The 16,984-nt window shown below is 57.8% G+C and carries 14 protein-coding genes and 1 tRNA gene; 10 read left to right on the forward strand and 5 right to left on the reverse strand.

Annotated features, from left to right (window positions below):
• Positions 1-189: 189 nt before the first annotated feature.
• Positions 190-999: an ABC transporter permease gene (locus HQ945_RS06500; protein ID WP_081815779.1), complete on the forward strand. Its 810-nt coding sequence runs from the start codon at positions 190-192 to the stop codon at positions 997-999.
• Between the two features lie 35 nt (positions 1,000-1,034).
• Positions 1,035-1,781: an ABC transporter ATP-binding protein gene (locus HQ945_RS06505; protein ID WP_091921474.1), complete on the forward strand. Its 747-nt coding sequence runs from the start codon at positions 1,035-1,037 to the stop codon at positions 1,779-1,781.
• Positions 1,782-1,798: 17 nt separating this feature from the next.
• Here the strand turns inward: HQ945_RS06505 and HQ945_RS06510 are convergent, their stop codons facing one another.
• Positions 1,799-2,713, reverse strand: a complete 915-nt coding sequence (locus tag HQ945_RS06510) for a glycosyltransferase family 2 protein (RefSeq protein WP_343051177.1) — start codon at positions 2,711-2,713, stop codon at positions 1,799-1,801.
• Between the two features lie 240 nt (positions 2,714-2,953).
• Here HQ945_RS06510 and HQ945_RS06515 point away from each other — a divergent pair.
• Positions 2,954-3,027: transfer RNA gene (locus tag HQ945_RS06515), tRNA-Gln, on the forward strand.
• 639 nt (positions 3,028-3,666) lie between these two features.
• On the opposite strand, the gene HQ945_RS06520 is transcribed toward HQ945_RS06515, so the two are convergent.
• Complete coding sequence (locus HQ945_RS06520) at positions 3,667-4,782, reverse strand: NAD(P)/FAD-dependent oxidoreductase (protein ID WP_174207816.1); 1,116 nt, start codon at positions 4,780-4,782, stop codon at positions 3,667-3,669.
• A gap of 6 nt (positions 4,783-4,788) precedes the next feature.
• A complete protein-coding gene (locus HQ945_RS06525; protein ID WP_174207817.1) occupies positions 4,789-5,088 on the reverse strand; it encodes a hypothetical protein in 300 nt (99 codons plus the stop codon).
• Between the two features lie 426 nt (positions 5,089-5,514).
• On the opposite strand from HQ945_RS06525, the gene HQ945_RS06530 reads away from it, so the two are divergent.
• A complete protein-coding gene (locus tag HQ945_RS06530) occupies positions 5,515-6,960 on the forward strand; it encodes an oligosaccharide flippase family protein (RefSeq protein WP_228019323.1) in 1,446 nt (481 codons plus the stop codon).
• Between the two features lie 37 nt (positions 6,961-6,997).
• Complete coding sequence (locus tag HQ945_RS06535; protein ID WP_027230540.1) at positions 6,998-7,993, forward strand: glycosyltransferase family A protein; 996 nt, start codon at positions 6,998-7,000, stop codon at positions 7,991-7,993.
• Between the two features lie 23 nt (positions 7,994-8,016).
• Here HQ945_RS06535 and HQ945_RS06540 read toward each other — a convergent pair whose 3' ends face one another.
• Positions 8,017-9,222, reverse strand: a complete 1,206-nt coding sequence (locus HQ945_RS06540; protein WP_174207819.1) for a polysaccharide pyruvyl transferase family protein — start codon at positions 9,220-9,222, stop codon at positions 8,017-8,019.
• A gap of 305 nt (positions 9,223-9,527) precedes the next feature.
• On the opposite strand from HQ945_RS06540, the gene HQ945_RS06545 reads away from it, so the two are divergent.
• The 5 genes from HQ945_RS06545 to HQ945_RS06565 all read left to right on the forward strand — a co-directional run bounded on the left by HQ945_RS06545 (position 9,528) and on the right by HQ945_RS06565 (position 16,120).
• Positions 9,528-10,724: a glycosyltransferase family 4 protein gene (locus HQ945_RS06545; RefSeq protein ID WP_174207820.1), complete on the forward strand. Its 1,197-nt coding sequence runs from the start codon at positions 9,528-9,530 to the stop codon at positions 10,722-10,724.
• A 124-nt stretch (positions 10,725-10,848) separates the two neighbouring features.
• Positions 10,849-12,219, forward strand: coding sequence for a glutamate-1-semialdehyde 2,1-aminomutase (locus tag HQ945_RS06550; protein WP_174207821.1), 1,371 nt, complete (start codon positions 10,849-10,851; stop codon positions 12,217-12,219).
• Positions 12,212-13,540 carry a glycoside hydrolase family 140 protein gene (locus tag HQ945_RS06555; protein ID WP_174207822.1) on the forward strand — a complete coding sequence of 443 codons (1,329 nt, stop codon included), beginning with the start codon at positions 12,212-12,214 and terminating at the stop codon, positions 13,538-13,540. The genes HQ945_RS06550 and HQ945_RS06555 overlap by 8 nt, the downstream gene beginning before the upstream one ends.
• Positions 13,541-13,701: 161 nt before the next feature.
• Positions 13,702-14,772, forward strand: coding sequence for an NAD-dependent epimerase/dehydratase family protein (locus HQ945_RS06560; RefSeq protein ID WP_027230544.1), 1,071 nt, complete (start codon positions 13,702-13,704; stop codon positions 14,770-14,772).
• A 46-nt stretch (positions 14,773-14,818) separates the two neighbouring features.
• A complete protein-coding gene (locus tag HQ945_RS06565; RefSeq protein ID WP_174207885.1) occupies positions 14,819-16,120 on the forward strand; it encodes a DUF4910 domain-containing protein in 1,302 nt (433 codons plus the stop codon).
• Positions 16,121-16,125: 5 nt separating this feature from the next.
• Here the strand turns inward: HQ945_RS06565 and rfbC are convergent, their stop codons facing one another.
• Positions 16,126-16,665: a dTDP-4-dehydrorhamnose 3,5-epimerase gene (rfbC, locus tag HQ945_RS06570; protein ID WP_027230546.1), complete on the reverse strand. Its 540-nt coding sequence runs from the start codon at positions 16,663-16,665 to the stop codon at positions 16,126-16,128.
• Between the last annotated feature and the right edge of the window lie 319 nt (positions 16,666-16,984).

A 16,984-nucleotide genomic window follows, 5' to 3' on the forward strand; every position in this document is an offset into this window, starting at 1 on the left:
TCAATGGGCGATCTCCCGCCAGAGGAGGTTTGCCGCTTAAGGGGGAAAAGCGGCATGAAATCGACCGCACCGCCAGACCGTCGCCATTTCTCGCTTCCGAATTGCGACAGGCAGTCACTATTAAGTCCCAATCTAATGTGCTAACCGCGAGGCTCTGCAAAAGGACGACAGAAGAGAGACTGCAATTCGATGGCCACAGCGACTTCGCAAAAGATGACGGCATGGCAAGATATTTCCGCGTCCCTTGCCAATTTTCGACTGGCGGCGCTGCTCGGATGGCAGGACGTTGCCCAGCGCTACCGCAGATCGAGCGTCGGCGCTTTCTGGCTCACGATCAACATGGGTGTGCTTATCGGCGCGCTCGGATTGGTTTTCGGCACGATCTTCAACACGCCCATGTCGGAGTTCCTGCCGTTCATATGCGTCGGCCTGATCATGTGGGGTTATTTCTCGAGCCTCGTGACCGAGGGTTGCGGCAGCTTCGTTGCCAATACCGAGACGATGCTGCAGCTTCCAATCCCGTTTTTCACCTATATCCTGCGGACCTGGTGGCGCAATACCATCATCCTCGCCCACAACATCATCATCTTCCCTCTCGTCCTCTTGATCTTCGGCAAGTTTGTCAATTTCGACGCACTATTGGCCATTCCGGGCTTCATCCTGGTGTCGGTCAACCTGCTTTGGGTGATGGTCATTCTGGCGGTTCTGTGCACGCGCTATCGCGATTTGACGCAGATCGTCCAGAATATCATGCAGGTCGGCATGTATGTGACGCCGATCATGTGGATGCCGAAAAATCTTCCGGGCGGCGCGCGCTCGCAGCTCATGCTCGACTACAATCCATTCTATCATCTCATCAGCATTGTGCGCGAACCCCTGCTCGGCGGCGTTGCGACACCGCTCAACTGGATCGTCTCGATCGGCATGGCCCTTATCGGTTGGGTCGTCGCACTCCTGTTTCTTAATCGTTACCGCACCCGGATTACTTATTGGCTATGAACATTACATCTCCGCTCCAATTTGCGCAGGCAGACATGACGTCGATGCACCTTGAAAATGTGACCGTGGATTTTCCGATCTACAACACGCGCAGCAGATCGCTGAAGAACCAGGTCATGAGTCTGGCGACGGGTGGCACCATCGGCTCGAACCCGGAAGGTCATGTCGTCATTCGCGGGCTCGAGAACGTCACGCTCAGCCTCAAGGAGGGTGAGCGGCTCGGGCTGATCGGCCATAATGGATCGGGCAAGACAACGCTCCTGCGCGTCATGAGCGGCGTCTACTACCCGTCCGGCGGTAATATCACCATCAATGGCAAGTGCACGTCGCTCATCAACATTTCGCTCGGCATCGACCCCGAGGCGACAGGCCGGGAAAATATTGGAATTCGCGGCGCGCTCCTCGGATTCAAGAAAAAGGAACTCGCAGAACGGTTGGCGGAAATCGAGGAATTCTCGGAGCTTGGCAACTTCCTCGACATGCCGGTGCGTACGTATTCAACCGGCATGCAGCTACGCCTTGCCTTCTCAATCTCGACAGTAATTCAGCCGGAGATCCTGATCATGGACGAATGGCTGGCGACAGGCGACGAAGGGTTCCAGCACAAGGCCAATGAGCGCCTGCACGATCTCGTCAACAAGACTAAGATCCTGATCATCGCCAGCCATTCAAGAGACCTGCTAGTGAAGAACTGCACACGCATTGTCTGGCTCGAACATGGGCGGGTCAAGATGGACGGCGATGCCGAGACCGTGGCCAACGCCTATTTCGGCCATCACTGACCGCCGCATACCTTCGATCAGATCTTGCCGAGAATCGCTGCCACATAGAGGCCGAGCTGCCCGAGCGCAGTCTGCCGATAGACGCCGGATCGAATGAAATAGTAAAGCCGTCGCAAGGGCCCGCGTCCTCGCGCTTTGCTGAACTCATCGAGGATGCCGCGCGATTCCGCCGTAAGCAAGTCGCGGCTTCGCTCAAGCCCCTGCAAGTTGAGGTCGGTCCACTCGGAAAGACGTCCCTTGAAGAGCAGGCGCAACCGCTGCATGGCCGCCATAATTCCTACGTTGGTACCAAACTGATTGCGCACATGCTGGCGGTAGCGCATGAGCATTTCCGGGGAATAGCGAACCTTACCACCAGCCCCCGAAACGATCAGGTAGATCCACCAATCATGGCTGACGAAGCCGGTACGGCGCGAAGCGTCGGCAAGCAAGACACGCGCTGCATGATTGAAGAGCATGGTGTTGCCGCCCGCAAGACTCTGCGCCAGCGCGTTTCTAAAGCTGGGTGAGCGCCTGAACAGCGCTGAAGGCGCGATGGTTTCGCCGTCTTCGGTTATCGCGAGGGTTCGCGAGCAGAACAAGCCGGGCGTCGACAAGGGGATTTTCTCGATCGAAGCAACTGACTTGGCTATCTTGTCGGGCTCCCAGATGTCGTCCTGATCGGAAAATCCGTAATAGTTGGAGATGATATCGGGATTGACGATCAGGGAGCGGAAGTTCTCCGCGTAGCCCTTGCACGGTCCAGGCAGGATAGTGAACCTGCCCTTCGACCACTTGCTGCGCCACACGTCCAGCACCTCCAGGGTAGCGTCGGTCGATCCGTCGTCCGAAACCCATATATCGATCGCGGGGTAGGTCTGGTTTTCGATCGAGGCCAGTTGCTCGTCCAGAAACTTGGCGCCGTTATAGGTTGCAAGGAGGATTGAAACCACTCCGGTGGATGGGGCGCCTGGCAATGCGTTAAAATCCCTGCTGAAGAATGTTCTGGCTGTCTCATGCAGATACAGCTTTTTTCCGTCGCGCATAGCCCAAAATCGCGATCGCCCCTCCTCGCCCTGCCGCCTGTTCCCGGCATTCGGCAAAACAAATGCCAAAAACATGCGATCGGGGGTTTGCATCCTCCAAGAATTCAACTATATGACGACCCGCACCGGCCGCTGCCGGTCGGCTGTTGGGGAATAGGTTAACGGTAGACCCACGGACTCTGACTCCGTTAGTCCTGGTTCGAATCCAGGTTCCCCAGCCAACTGATTTCAACACATTTTCTGATGATTGCAGCGCCAGGCTGTGCACTGCTCCGCGCACCACGTCTGTGCGATCTCCCCTGAAGTGAGCGCGCCATGGACAGGCGTGAAACCCGACCGAAACGGCGGCGGCACGGGCATCGGCGATCCACTGTTCCCACATTTATTGGAAACTAGACAACTGGTTAGCCTTTCGCCTGTCTCAACGAAGTTGACCCTATCGGCGCGTCGGAAGCCTGCCGTAAGTCAATAGTCGAACCGTACACAGGCGAGTGAGCGGTGCCGTCGTTATTGGCGCTACGCATGCTTATCACTCTTGCCAGATCGGGCAGGAGGCCATCGCCGCGCTGCGCAGCAATTGCATGCATGCCCGTCAACAGATTCTCCATGGGCCTCCACTCCAGCTTCGATATGCCTTACCGTTGCACTCGCTCAATCAGCGTGCCACCCGATTCCTGCGCATGCGGAAATTCAACCTGGGGAAACTGCGAGTTACCGCCGCAACGGCGATGGACAGCGCGGCTTTTACCCCCCGCTCCGATAACCGTTGCCGATAGAGTGGCAAGCGTGGCTTGGATAAGAACGGGCGCTGCTGCCTTGCTGCAAATACGTTTGAGGGGTGCGCCGGGCGAATCCCGGTTTCAGGAAATTTCTATCATTTTCGAGACATGCCCCGCGATGGCGAGGCAGGAGGTGAGGCCAGGGCTCTCAATACCGAAGAGATTGACGAGGCCGTTCACGCCGTGCGTTTCTGGACCTTCAATGACGAAGTCTGCAGCGGGCTCACCATCGATGATCAGCTTCGGCCGTATTCCGCAATAGGCCGGCTGCAAGGCATCGTCCGCAAGATCCGGCCAGTATTTGCGGATTTCGGCGTAGAACCGATCGGCGCGCTGCGGGTCAACGGAATAATCTATCTCTTCGACCCATTCGACGTCCGGCCCAAACCGCATGCGCCCGTCGAGATCAAGGGTAAGATGCACGCCAAGCCCTCCCTCTTCCGGCACCGGATAGATCAAGTGCTTGAAGGGCGTCCTGCCGGGTGCCGAAAAGTAGTTTCCCTTGGCATAACGGGCGCGCGGAACAAACCTCTGCGGCAGGCCGGCAATCATTGACGCCACCGCCGGCGCGTAAAGGCCGCAGGCGTTGACGAATATTGATGTTTGCAATTCGTAGCGCCGGTCGTTCTCGACGCCAATGGTCTCGAGCCGCAGCCCCTTATCATCGACCTCACCGCCCACCACTCTTGTGCCAAAGGCGATGGCTGCACCGTGGTCCTGCGCGTCGCCAAGCAGCGCGAGCATCAGTCCATGGCTATCGATGATGCCCGTCGACGGCGAAAGCAGCGCTCCATTGCAGGAAAGGTCCGGCTCCCGGCTTTTGGCCTCCGCCGCCGACAGTTCGACAAGATCGTCAACTCCGTTGGCGCGGGCGCGCGAGGCTATCGTCGCCAAAGTCCCGATCTGGTCCTCATTGGTTGCGACGATCAGCTTGCCGCAGCGCTTGTAGGCAACGCCGTGACTTTCGGCGAAAGCATAGAGCGCCCTCCTCCCCGCAACGCAAAACCGCGCCTTGAGGCTATCTTGCGGGTAATAGATGCCCGCATGGATGACCTCGGAATTGCGTGAGCTGGTCCCGGTACCGATGGTTTCCGCCGCCTCGACAACGAGCGTCTCGATGCTGCGCATCGCAAGTTCCCGGGCAATCGCCAGGCCGATGACACCGCCGCCAGCAATGACGCATTCGACGCGTTCCAACGTTTTTCAGTGCCTTCCATGCGTTGCGAGCGGAGCAAGCTTGCGTTCGAGGCTTTGCAGCGTTTCCATGATCTGCAGCCCGACCCGTTCGTAGCATGGATAATGCAAAAGATGCTCGTTGTCCCAATCGGCAGGCGACAGGCCGTGGGGGCAGCAATCCTGGGGCGCGGAGTTCTTGAGTTCTGTAAGGTATTCCTGGACTGAAACGGAGCTCGGCGGCGTGCCCGTTGCCACATGCATGAAAAGTGCACGCAGCCAGAACTGGGTGGCCATAAGTTCGATGCGTATTTGTTCGTCTTCGATCATGAAAATTCAGATCCCGCCGCAAGGGTTTAAAGCCATCTAACTAAAGACCTTTTTGTTATTGATTGATAATTCGGCTTGACGGATAGAGGACGCATCCAAAAGCGGACTGTCTGCATGCCCGCCACGGCAGTATTATAGCCGCGGTGGACGTTCGACCGATGTCAAGTGGCGTCTCGCTACATCCGATTGATCGCGTGGTCAGCCAGATTTCGCACGGCTTACCTCAAACGGCTTAGCGTGCGCTATCTCATTAGGCATCTTAAATGCCGTCCCTGCTGCAGTTACTTTCGTTGGATCACGGGAGGCAAATCATCTCCTATTGCTGTGCGATCGCAAAACAATCAACAATCAATGCCCTTCGCACATGCGGCATCGAAGCGACATACAGGAGCGCATCAATTGGGCACAGTACGCCGGGCTTTTTTCATGGCGACCTTGGAGCAATATTCCCAAGTGATCGTAAGCTTGGCAATGATCGCCGTTCTTTCGCGTCTGTTGGACACGACAGCAATCGGTATTGCGGTCATAGGCCTCGGAATTGGTACGATTGCGTTCAATATCCGCGAGTTTGCCACCTCGGAGTATCTCATTCAGCGCATCGACGTTTCGCGTGAGGATATCCGTACCGCTTTTACGCTGATGTTCGGCACATCGCTTCTTATCTGCTGCGGTCTGTCTGCCTTTGCCCCCTGGATCGCGGAGTTCTACTCTCAGCCGGCCCTGAAGATGTTCATCATTATTCTGGCATTCTCCGGCGTTATCGATTCGTCCGTCAGCACCATCGCCGCCTTGCTGAAGCGGGATATGCAGTTTGGAGCGATGACCCGGATCAACGCCCTCGGCGTCATCACCAATGCCGCCGTCACGGTCACGCTGGCCTGGTTCGATTTCGGCTTCATGAGCTATGCCTGGGGTACGCTGGTTTCCGCCTTGGTGCGGATGGTGCTTGCGTTTCACGCACGCCCCATTCTCTGGATGTATCGCCCATGCCTTAAAGGTTGGCGGTCCTTCTTCGTCTTCGGCGGTTACAAGGGGGCCTCGACCGTCCTCGACCGAACCTACGAAGCGCTGCCTCAACTCGTTCTCGGACACTTCATGCCGCTCACCGCAGTCGGCCTGTTCAACCGCGCCAATCTCGTATGCGGGCTCCCCGACAAGTTCATGCTGTCGGCGCTGTTCTCCATTGCCTTTCCGGCCTTTGCCGCTGAGGTTCGACAAAATCGCAGCGTAAAGGAAGCCTATCTCAGGTTGATCAGCTATATCACCGCCCTTTACTGGCCGGCCCAGCTTGTCCTTGCGATACTGGCCTACCCCATTGTCCACATCGCTCTCGGACCGGCGTGGGATGGAGCAGTACCGCTCGTCCAGCTCCTGTCGCTGGCTGCCATTTTCTGGTTTCCGAATATTCTGACGTTCCCGGTTCTTGTTGCCTTGGGCGCCAACAGGGAGGCATTCGAGGCGAACTTCATCGGTCGAGGTCTGGCGATGGTGGTTATCTGCGTCGCGAGCTTCTATGGCCTTTACGCACTCGTCTTCAGCCAGTTCATTGTCCTGCCCTTCCAAATGGCGATTTCATTGATCTATGTGCGCCGGCATGTACCGTTCGCATGGACTGAGTTCGCTGCGATACTTTGCAACAGCGCGCTTGTCACCTTCGGGGCTGTCATAGGGCCACTCGGCATATTGGCTGCCCATGGTTTCGCATTCGACCTGTCGATCGGCCTTGCGCTCGTCGCGACCCTCCTTTCTGCGGCCGGGTGGCTAACGGCACTCGTACTGACGAAACATCCTCTCCTTGACGAAATCATCCACATGGTCGAGCTGTTCATGCCCCGGCTGCTCGCAAACAGGCCGGGGGTACCCGCCGAATGATCACCTGGTACCGACATCCGTCTCATGGGTTCAATCGATGAAATCGGTCGATGTCGTCATACCGAACTATAATTATGCCCGCTACCTGCGAGGTTGTGTCGAAAGTGCCTTGAACCAGAATGTCGATGCAATTCGCGTGTTAATCATCGACAATGCTTCGACCGACGGCAGCCAGCAGATAGCGCGCGATATCGCAGCGGAAGATCCACGCGTCGAACTCCTGCTTCGCGAAAAGAACATGGGACCTCACGCATCATTCAATGATGGAATCGAGTGGGCCCAGTCGGACTATTTCCTCATCCTCTGCTCGGACGATCTCCTTGCCCCCGGGACCCTCGAAGACGCGGTCGGTTGCATGGAGGCGAACCCGAACGTCCACCTGACGCATGGAGCAACATTCTTCCAGGTCGAGGGCAGAGGCAGCGATATCGCGCCGAACATTGGCGCAAGGGCGCAGTGGACGATCAAGGATGGCCCGACTTTTCTGAAAGACATTTGCCGCGCCGGCCTCAATTACGTGAGTGGGCCGACCGTCGTGGTCCGTACGTCTGTCCAGAAGCAAGTCGGATACTACAACCCCGAATTGAGCCACACCGACGATATGGAAATGTGGATGAGATTTGCATTGCGTGGCTCGATTGCATCCACCGCGGCGGTTCAGGCCATCGCGCGGGTCCATTCGAACAACCAGTCTGCGACCGTTGGAAACATTCGCCAATGGAGCATTGAGTTTGAGGATGCTTACAACGCGTTCTTCAATGGTGTCGGCGCGCACCTCGACAATTCCGAGGAACTGTTGCGCACGGCGCGTCTTGCGCTCAGCGACCGGGCCTACTGGTCGGCCATCGCTCTGATATGCCGTGGCGAACCCGGCGGACGCCAACTTTTTGCCAGGGCCTTGCACTTGCATCCGGCCGCCGCATTGTTGCCACCCGTGGGATATCTGTGGAAGCGTGCTGGCGCCTGGTCCTTGGCCAAAGCCAGTATTGCATCGCTAACGCGGCGGATGACTGGAACTGCGATTGCAGATTGAAGCTCTGGCGGGCTACGCGCCGATCACCCGGCGATGACGCGATGTAGCAGGACGGCTTCCTGTTCAGCCAGCTTTTCTTGAAGCGAACGATTGACCCCCGCTATCTCTTGCTTGACGGCATCCATGTTGCCAAGCACCTGGTTCGTCTGCTGTTTGAGCTTTTCGACATCAAAGGTTTCGATGTGTTGGCAATAATGAGCCTGCCTGAACTGGGACAGCAGATAGTCGTTCTTTAGATTATAGCTCAACGAAATTGTCGGCCGGCCCGATTTCAGCGCACAGACCACGTTGTGATAACGTGAGACAACGACGATGTCCGTCTGTGCGATTTCGCTCATCAGCTCGTGCAATGAGCCCCCGTGACCGACCGCGATGCGCTCCATGGGAATATCGGGCCGTGTCGAGGAAATTGACTTCATCAACTGCTTTACGGCTCTGCCATCGCGCAGATCGCCGGTCAGAAGGCGTGCGTTATGTCCTTCGTCAATCAGCCAGCAAATATATTTCGTCAGTTTCGCAATATAGTTGTTGTGGATACGTTCGCCTTCCGCATTGTCTGCATTCGCCTTCTTCCATCCATGGTAATCCATCACACCGACCCCGACGGTCGTGCGCGCCGTGTCTTTCGCGGGCACCGAGGCAGGCAAGGGAAGCCGAAAGGCGATGTCCGGATAGCGCAGGTCCGGCGTCACATCGAGCCCAATCCCCTTCATGTATTCCAGTGAGAAATCATCGCGATACGACCGGTATTGCGCCATTCTCGCCGCGGATTTCAAAAACCAGCGACTCAAGGGGTTTTCAATGGGACCCGCTCCAATACTGACGAAGGCGATGCGCGCATTTTGCAGACGCGCAGCCAGGCACCAGCGAAATACAACGAATGGCCAACCGAACGCGGTCTCCTGAAAGTCATCGAGAATCCCCGTGCCGGGGATGATCAGGACACTCACGCCGCGCAGTCCCCTGATGACGGCATAGAGGCTGCCCAGCCTGCGAGGAAAATCCGCGAGCAACCGATTGAGCCTGTTGGACCAATTGCCTTCAAGCTTGACGCCGCCGATGCTGATTGCATCGACCTTGTAGCGTTCCGTGACCGCAGCTGGATTGGAACAGACGCAAAGCAGCGTGGCCTCCTGTTTGGAAGCACGCAGGAAATCGAGCATGGCTTCGAGCGAACCGTCATTGCCGGTGTTTCCGCTGCCAAACTGACCTAGCAAGCCGATTTTCATTCAAGCCCTCAATTGTACATTGCTCGGACCACCGATCGACGCATACTCAACACCTGACCCAAATTCTGTGGCGTGCCGTTGTTCGAACAAGCGGGGTCGATCGGGCACCGGATTTGATCTTGCTGCGCTGCGATGCAAAAAAACACATGGCTCTTGGAACACCGGGGGCACCCGAACGATGAAGGTGTTCCCCCAAAAGGCTACGGCATCTGCCCATCGCGGCAGGTACAGTCGCGAGCCAAATTGCCACTATTATTGCATTGTGGCCGGGCGATGTGGCGCGGACCCCAGCAGGATGAAGTGGAATGAAGTTCGCCTATTTTGTACGCCCGCATATCGGCGGAACCTACACGGTCTTCAAGCAGTTGCGCGAGGGGCTCGCGCCCTACGGCATCGAGGTCTGCTGGATGTCGATGGGCCAAACCGAAGCGCTGAAGGACCCGGAATGGTTCCCGGAATTTGCGCTTGGCACGTCAGTCAGTACGGATGGACTGGCGAACGAGCGCGATCAAGCCCGCGCCCTCGCGGCTGCAATCGAGGAAGGCGGCTTCGACGGCGTGTTCATCAACGTTCTCAGCGACCGAATCCAGACCAACATCGCGCGCTACCTGCCGGAAGCGATCACGCGTATCATGATCGTGCACAACATCACCGCCGGCACCTATGCAGCTGCGGTCGCCGTGCGTGATCATGTGCATGCCGCAATCGGTGTGTCGGATCGGATCCAGTCCGATCTCGTCAGGACCATGGGTTTTGATGCAGACAATACGTTCGCCATTCCGCACGCAGCCGAGACCCGATTGTCGAGACTGCTCAATCGTACGCCGCGAGCCACGGAACCGCTTCGCCTCGTGTTCCTCGGCCGCGTCGAGGACGCTTCCAAAGGCGTATTCTGGCTCGCCGACATTCTCGACCATCTCGACGCCTCCATTCATCTGACCGTGGCGGGGGATGGGCCAGACCTTCAGGCGATGAAGCTCAAGCTTGCCCGCCATGGCAAGCGTGTGACCTTTCTCGGAGCCGTACACCCGAAAGAGGTTCACAGGGTCCTGCTCCATCAGGACGTGATGATCATGCCGTCGCGGTTTGAGGGCTTTGGCCTCACGCTGACAGAGGCGATGGCAGTCGGCTGCATTCCCGTCGTTTCGCGCATCCGTGGCGTCACCGACACAATCATCGACGATGGCATCAATGGTTTTCTCTTCCAGATCGGCAACAGCGCGGAGGCCGCCCGGCTTATTACCGGCATTGCGGCGAATCCGGAAGGGGCGCAGCTCCTTTCGAGTGCCGCGCGAGACAAAGCGGAACACGTCTTCACCCTTGATGCAATGGCACGTCGCTATGCCGAAGTCATCCGTAACATCACGGCCGCGCCCCCCGAAATTGCCCCGCCCCTCGACTTTGCCGACTGGTCGTTCCCGAAAGGGCTTCGTCCGGGCCTGCGCACCTATATCCCGACTCCGATCAAGAACTGGCTGCGCGTCATGCGGGAAAGAACTTGAAGTTTAGGTCCCTACCCCTTTTGACGCTTGCTGCTGACTGAATTGCCGAAGTGAATTTTCCCGGCGCCGCCGTCATATTTGATCGTGGGAGAAAACGCCCGCGTCGTGGTTATGAGGTTAGCAAATGTCGACATTGATCGAGAGCTTCGAAAAATCGGACCAGTTGCGCGGGCCGGCGCATCACCTCATCCCGGGCGGCGCCCATACCTACGCGAAGGGCGATGATCAATATCCGGTGCTATCGCCTGGCTTCATAGCACGCGGGCTCGGCAGCCATATCTGGGACGTCGACGGCAATGAATATATCGAATATGGCATGGGCAACCGGGCCGTCGGGCTTGGCCATGCATACGCCCCCGTGCTCGAAGCGGTCACCCGGCAGTTGCAGCGCGGCTGCAACTTCGTCCGTCCGGCCGATATCGAAGTCGAATGTGCCGAGACCTTCCTTGAAACAATCCCGACGGCCGAGATGGTCAAGTTCTGCAAGGACGGATCGCACGCAACGTCAGGCGCGGTCCGTCTGGCACGAGCAGTCACGGGCCGGGACTATATTGCCCGCTGCAGTGACCATCCGTTCTTTTCGACCGACGACTGGTTCATCGGTACGACGGAAATGAATGCCGGTATACCGCAAGCCGTTCAGGAACTGACACTCGGGTTCAAGTATAATGACATTGCAAGCGTCAAGGCGCTGTTCGAGAATCATCCCGGAAAGATCGCCGGATTGATTCTCGAGGCATCGCGCGGGGACGATCCAGAAAACAACTTCCTGCATGAAGTGCGCAATCTTTGCCACCGCAACGGCGCGCTCTTCATTCTCGACGAGATGATCACCGGTTTTCGTTGGCATGTCGGCGGCGCTCAACAGTTCTATCGTATCGAGCCCGACCTCTCCTGCTTCGGCAAGGCACTCGGCAACGGCTTCTCCGTCTCCGCACTTGCCGGCAAGCGCGAATTCATGCGTCTCGGCGGGCTGGAAGAGACGGGCAAGCCGCGGGTATTCCTTCTGTCGACCACGCATGGGGCGGAAACGCACGCCTTAGCGGCGGCGATCGCCACGATGCGCATCTATCGGAACGAACCGGTTATCGAACATCTCTACGATCAGGGCCAGGCCTTGCGCGCCGGGATCGCGCAGGCAACGACGCGTCATGGTCTTAGCGCCTACGTCAAGGTAACCGGCCGCGCCTGCTGTCTGGCCTATGCGACGCTTGATCAGGATCGAGCACCTTCGCAGGCATTCCGCACCCTGTTCCTTCAGGAAACCATCAAGCGCGGCATCCTCATGCCGTCGCTGGTGGTGAGCTACACCCATAGCGAAGAAGACGTGGCCCGCACGATCAATGCAGTTGACGGGGCGTTGGGCGTCTACAAGCAGGCGCTCGAAAACGGCGTCGAGAACTACCTCGTCGGACGCCCGTCCGACGTCGTCTTCCGTCGGTTCAACACCGGACCGGTGGCGCACCGCCAACTGGAACGTGCATCGAATGGCTGAATATATCCGGCGATGGGCATGCCTGTTGCTGGTGCTTTTTCCGTTTACTAGCCATGCCGATCCGGTGGCATTTCCGCTGCGCGTTTCAGAAAATCACCGCTATCTGGAGGATGCTTCCGGCAAGCCATTCCTCGTCACCGGAGATGCCGCCTGGTCGCTGATTGGCGAGCTGTCGCGCGAAGAGGCGGACAAGTATCTCGCTGACCGGCAAAAGCGTGGCTTCAACACGATCCTCGTATCGTTGATTGAACACCGCTTCAGCCGCAACGCACCGCGCAATTTCTATGACCGCGATCCGTTTCTCGCAAAGGGCGACTTCAGCCGGCCAAATGACGCCTATTTCGACGATGCCGACTTTATCCTGCAGAAAGCGCAGGAGCGCGGTTTTCTTGTCCTTCTCGTGCCGTCCTATCTCGGAGCAGGCGGCGGTGACGAAGGCTGGTACAAGGAAATGGAGGCTGCAGGACCGGCAGCCCTCAAATCGTACGGGCGCTATCTCGGCCAGCGTTTTCGAAAGTACAAGAACATCGTTTGGGTTCAGGGTGGAGACTACAACCCGCCAGACCACGTACTGGTCAATGCAGTCGCGGAGGGGCTGGCCGAAACAAATCCAGAAGCTCTCCAAACCGTTCACGGAAGTCCGGATACCGATATTCAGCGAATGTGGGCGGAGGCGAAATGGCTCAGTTTCGATACCATCTACACCTATGACGAGGTAGAAGACAAAGCGCTCGAACGCTACACTTCCAACGCAAAAACTCCATTCCTGTTCATCGAAGGCGCCTATGAGGGGGAACACGATTCGACCGAGCAGAGCCTTCGTGAGATCGCATACGGTGCCCTTCTGGGCGGCGCCTGCGGCCAGATATTCGGCAATAACCCCATCTGGCATTTTTCCGGGCCTGGACTTTTCGATGCCAAGGACAGTTGGGAAGCGGCCCTCGGAAGCCGGGGAGCACAAAGCATTAGCTATTTGAAGCAGTTCTTTGATGCGTTGCCATGGTGGAAACTCGAGCCCGAACAGGGAAGGCTTCTGGTGGATCCGGACACGCTGTTTCCAGGCACCGCGTTTGGAAGCATGTCGAAGGACGGTAGCCTCGCCGTGATCTATGTTTCAGGGCGCAGCGACGTCGCCATCAATTCGGCGGTACTTGCGCCCCATGCCAAACGCGTCCGCTGGTATGATCCCGCATCCGGCAAATATACGGATGCCGCCGAGCAGAAAACCCAGCGGCGGGAAACGGTAACATTTGAAGTTCCGGCTGCGCAAAATGCCGCCGGTTATACGGATTGGCTCCTCGTGTTCGAGGATCGCGGCTAGAGTCCGGTTCGGTGAAAGTGCAATCGGGCAAAAGGCGTAGAGAACCTCCCCAAAGTGTAGCCCTTGTTACACCCTGATCCACCGAACTCCTCTCTCGCTGTCGAACGCGCCCGGAAGTACCGTTTTTACAAATCCAACGTAAATTTCAAAAGGATTGCGACATGAAAGTACTCGTGACAGGGCATCGGGGTTACATCGGAACGGTCATGGTGCCTTTCCTGATGAAGGCTGGCCACGACGTTCATGGCTATGACGCCGAACTCTATCGCAGCTGTGGCTATGCGCCGGGCGGCTCGATCAAGGATGTTCCGGGGCTCTGCAAGGACGTGCGCGACGTCGAGGTAAGCGACCTGAAGGGGTTCGATGCGGTCATCCATCTTGCTGCGTTGTCGAACGATCCCTTGAGCAACCTCAATCCGGATATCACCTACGAGATCAATCACCGTGGTAGCGTCAAATTTGCCGAGACCGCCAAGAAGGCAGGCGTTTCACGCTTCCTCTTTGCGTCTTCCTGCAGCAATTACGGCAAGTCCGGCGAGGGCATGATCGACGAGACGGGCGAACTCAATCCGGTAACAGCCTATGGTTCGTCCAAGGTGCTTGCGGAAAAGGACATAGCCAAGCTTGCCGATGACAATTTCACCCCGACTTACCTGCGCCCGGCAACAGCCTATGGCCTTTCGCCGATGCTGCGCTTCGATATCGTCCTTAACAACCTTGTTGCATGGGCAGTGACCGAAGGCGTGATCCTCCTGAAGTCTGATGGTTCGCCATGGCGTCCGATCGTTCATATCGAGGATATTTCGCGTGCCTTCCTCGCCGCCATGGAAGCGCCGAAGGACAAGGTGCACAACGAAGCGTTCAATGTCGGCCAGTCGGCCCACAACTATCGCATCCGTGAAATCGCTGAGATCGTTTCAGAGGTCGTTCCGGGCTGCAAGCTCGAATTTGCCGCCGATGCCGGGCCGGACACACGCTCCTATCGCGTCAGCTTCGAAAAGATTGCGCGCGTTCTCCCGGCTTTCAAGCCGGTCTGGGATGCGCGCGCGGGCGCCGAGCAGTTGCACGCGGCCTATGCGACTTCCGGCCTGACGTTGCAGGAGTTCGAGGGACCGCGCTACCAGCGCATCGCCAATATCCGCAAGTCACTGGAGGAAGGTACGCTCAACGAGAGCCTGCGCCGCGTTCCGTCCTCGAGCCGACATCCTGCCCTGGCAGATGCTGTCGTCTAAACGCAAAGCGCATGACATGAACACATTTATGGTCTCGTTCGAAAACATGCGGCCGGCGGCCGACGCGGAAGTGGATGTGGGTATCCGCATCTACGCGCTGGCGGCTCGCCTCTACCCGATCTGCCGCAGCATAACGGGCGAGGGCGTTCGCAAGACATTGCAGGTCCTTGGCCAGCAGATCGACCTGACCCAGCACGAGGTTCCGACAGGTACCCCGGTGCTGGACTGGACTGTGCCGCAGGAGTGGAACATCCGAGGCGGCTATATCAAGGACGCCTCGGGGCGAAAGGTCGTCGATTTTGCCGACCATAATCTCCATGTCCTCGGATACAGCGCGCCGGTACATCGGACGATGCCGCTAAGCGAACTCAAGGCGCATATCTACACTTTGCCAGACCAGCCTGATCTCATCCCCTACCGCACCTCGTATTACAGCGAACAGTGGGGGTTCTGCATGACGCATAACCGCTTCCTCGCCATGGAGGACGGCGAATATGAGGTCATGATCGATTCGCAAAAGGCGGACGGACATCTCACCTATGGCGAATATGTCCATAAGGGAGAGACCGACCGGGACGTGCTGCTATCGGCGCATATCTGCCATCCCTCGCTCGCCAACGACAATTGCTCCGGCCTCGCGCTGCTTGCCTGCCTGGCCAAGGCGATGCGCGGGCGCAAGACCCGCTATAACTACCGCTTCCTCTTTGCCCCCGGCACGATCGGGGCGCTTATCTGGCTAGCCCATAATGAGGCAAATGCGGCCCGGATCGATCATGGCCTCATCGTCTCCTGCGTGGGTGACGGCGGCGGACCGAACTACAAACGCAGCCGGCGCGGCGATGCCACGATCGACAAGGCGATGGAATATGTGCTCAACCGGGAAGATCGCAAGGGCACGATCAAGGATTTCAGCCCTTACGGGTATGATGAGCGGCAATATTGTTCGCCAGGCTATAATCTTCCTGTCGGCTTGTTCCAGCGCAGCGCGTTCGGCACGTTTCCGCAATATCACACGTCCGCGGACAATCTCGATTTCATCGCGCCTGAGCATCTTGCCTCGTCCTACAAGATGATCATGGAGGCAATCGATATCCTCGAACTGGACTGGACGCCGCTCAATCTCTTTCCCAAGGGCGAGCCGCAGCTCGGACGCCGCGGCCTCTATTCGGCGCTCGGCGGTGACAAATCCGCAGGCGAAACTGCCATGGCCTATCTCTGGGTTCTCAACCTCGCCGATGGTCAGCACTCGCTGCTCGATATAGCCGAACGCTCAGGGATGGCCTTCAGCGATATCGTGCGCGCAGCGCAGCTGCTGAGGGAGAACGACCTTCTCGCTGAAGCTGCCTGATCCGGTCAGGCAGGCAATTTATCGAGGAGCGGCCAGGCCTGATCCTTCTCCGACAGCACAGTCGGTTCAGCTGGCCAGGCGATAGCGAAGGCAGGATCGTTCCAGCGGACGCCGGTCGAGGCCTGCGGATTATAAAATTCCGAGATCAGGTAGGCGACAACAGCATCCTCGGTGAGGGTCTGAAATCCATGGGCAAATCCCTTGGGGATATAGAACCGGCGATTATTGCTCGCCGTGAGCTCACAGGCGGTCCAGCGGCGATATGTCGGCGAGTTCGGACGCAGATCGACAATCACATCGAGGATCGCGCCGCCAATACATGACACAACCTTTACTTCGGCGTGCGGCGCGCTCTGGAAGTGCATGCCCCGCAGCGTGTGCTTCTTGACCGAATGCGAGACGCTGTGCTGAACGAAATTGGTTTCAAGGCCATGCTCGGCATATTCCGCGGCGCAGAACGTCCGGGCAAACGAGCCGCGCTCGTCGGATATCGGCAAAGCCTCGATCAGCCAGGCGCCATTCAGTTCTGTCTCGGTGAATCGCATGCTCAAGCCTCGCATCGGTTACGTTCCGCAAGGCCAATTCTGTCAAACTCTTCGCCCGCGCGAAACTCACAATTAGGGGTAGAATTTGCCGTCGGCTCCAGCGCCGACAAGGCTCTTCAATCGCCAGTCTACGGCCGTTTTCCGCCAGATGCTGCCTCCGTTTGAACGACCTGATCCGCCTACGTTCCACCTTCGGATGACCCCACTGGTCGCATAGTCATATCGCCCCTGAAGCGCCGACGCCGTACCTTCTAGCCATGAACAGCAATGATCGGTCCGCCGGGAACGTCTCCTTTGCGCGGATCGTGGCCAGCGACCG

It is taken from the genome of Phyllobacterium pellucidum (assembly GCF_013327855.1).
In the GTDB taxonomy this organism is placed as follows: Bacteria; Pseudomonadota; Alphaproteobacteria; order Rhizobiales; family Rhizobiaceae; genus Phyllobacterium; species Phyllobacterium pellucidum.

Excerpts from the sequence above, each read along its gene's own strand:
- HQ945_RS06500 (WP_081815779.1), top strand. The coding sequence starts at position 190 with ATGGCCACAGCGACTTCGCAAAAGATGACGGCATGGCAAGATATTTCC.
- HQ945_RS06505 (WP_091921474.1), top strand. The coding sequence starts at position 1,035 with ATGACGTCGATGCACCTTGAAAATGTGACCGTGGATTTTCCGATCTAC.
- HQ945_RS06525 (WP_174207817.1), bottom strand. The coding sequence starts at position 5,088 with ATGATCGAAGACGAACAAATACGCATCGAACTTATGGCCACCCAGTTC.
- HQ945_RS06530 (WP_228019323.1), top strand. The coding sequence starts at position 5,515 with ATGGCGACCTTGGAGCAATATTCCCAAGTGATCGTAAGCTTGGCAATG.
- HQ945_RS06535 (WP_027230540.1), top strand. The coding sequence starts at position 6,998 with ATGAAATCGGTCGATGTCGTCATACCGAACTATAATTATGCCCGCTAC.
- HQ945_RS06540 (WP_174207819.1), bottom strand. The coding sequence starts at position 9,222 with ATGAAAATCGGCTTGCTAGGTCAGTTTGGCAGCGGAAACACCGGCAAT.
- HQ945_RS06545 (WP_174207820.1), top strand. The coding sequence starts at position 9,528 with ATGAAGTTCGCCTATTTTGTACGCCCGCATATCGGCGGAACCTACACG.
- HQ945_RS06550 (WP_174207821.1), top strand. The coding sequence starts at position 10,849 with ATGTCGACATTGATCGAGAGCTTCGAAAAATCGGACCAGTTGCGCGGG.
- HQ945_RS06555 (WP_174207822.1), top strand. The coding sequence starts at position 12,212 with ATGGCTGAATATATCCGGCGATGGGCATGCCTGTTGCTGGTGCTTTTT.
- HQ945_RS06560 (WP_027230544.1), top strand. The coding sequence starts at position 13,702 with ATGAAAGTACTCGTGACAGGGCATCGGGGTTACATCGGAACGGTCATG.
- HQ945_RS06565 (WP_174207885.1), top strand. The coding sequence starts at position 14,819 with ATGCGGCCGGCGGCCGACGCGGAAGTGGATGTGGGTATCCGCATCTAC.
- rfbC (WP_027230546.1), bottom strand. The coding sequence starts at position 16,665 with ATGCGATTCACCGAGACAGAACTGAATGGCGCCTGGCTGATCGAGGCT.